Raw genomic sequence first — 1,173 nt, forward strand, 5'->3', positions numbered from 1 at the left:
TCTGAGCTGGGGGTGGCCGCAGAGACCAGCGAGAAGCGACTGTTTACTAAAAACACAGGTCCGTGCGAAGCCGTAAGGCGATGTATACGGACTGACGCCTGCCCGGTGCTGGAACGTTAAGGGGACCGGTTAGCTCACTTTCGGGTGGGCGAAGCTGAGAACTTAAGCGCCAGTAAACGGCGGTGGTAACTATAACCATCCTAAGGTAGCGAAATTCCTTGTCGGGTAAGTTCCGACCTGCACGAATGGCGTAACGACTTCTCGACTGTCTCAACCATAGGCCCGGTGAAATTGCACTACGAGTAAAGATGCTCGTTTCGCGCAGCAGGACGGAAAGACCCCGGGACCTTTACTACAGTTTGATATTGGTGTTCGGTTCGGCTTGTGTAGGATAGCTGGGAGACTTTGAAGCTCGCACGCCAGTGTGGGTGGAGTCGTCGTTGAAATACCAGTCTGGTCGTGCTGGATGTCTAACCTGGGTCCGTGATCCGGATCAGGGACAGTGTCTGATGGGTAGTTTAACTGGGGCGGTTGCCTCCTAAAGAGTAACGGAGGCGCCCAAAGGTTCCCTCAGCCTGGTTGGCAATCAGGTGTTGAGTGTAAGTGCACAAGGGAGCTTGACTGTGAGACCGACGGGTCGAGCAGGGACGAAAGTCGGGACTAGTGATCCGGCGGTGGCTTGTGGAAGCGCCGTCGCTCAACGGATAAAAGGTACCCCGGGGATAACAGGCTGATCTTCCCCAAGAGTCCATATCGACGGGATGGTTTGGCACCTCGATGTCGGCTCGTCGCATCCTGGGGCTGGAGTCGGTCCCAAGGGTTGGGCTGTTCGCCCATTAAAGCGGTACGCGAGCTGGGTTTAGAACGTCGTGAGACAGTTCGGTCCCTATCCGCTGTGCGCGTAGGAGTCTTGAGAAGGGCTGTCCCTAGTACGAGAGGACCGGGACGGACGAACCTCTGGTGTGCCAGTTGTTCTGCCAAGGGCATGGCTGGTTGGCTACGTTCGGGAGGGATAACCGCTGAAAGCATCTAAGCGGGAAGCCTGCTTCGAGATGAGGACTCCCACCCACTTGATGGGGTAAGGCTCCCAGTAGACGACTGGGTTGATAGGCCGGATCTGGAAGCACGGTAACGTGTGGAGGTGACCGGTACTAATAGGCCGAGGGCTTGTCC

1 rRNA gene (running past one end of the window) is annotated in these 1,173 nt (G+C 56.6%); it reads left to right on the forward strand.

Annotation, left to right across the window (positions count from 1 at the left end):
- Positions 1-1,173 (forward strand): 23S ribosomal RNA (locus tag ACFYMM_RS44300); its annotated part reaches 1,276 nt to the left of the window's first position; the annotation flags it as partial.

The organism is Streptomyces sp. NPDC006739 (genome assembly GCF_042869815.1).
Lineage (GTDB): Bacteria > Actinomycetota > Actinomycetes > Streptomycetales > Streptomycetaceae > Streptomyces.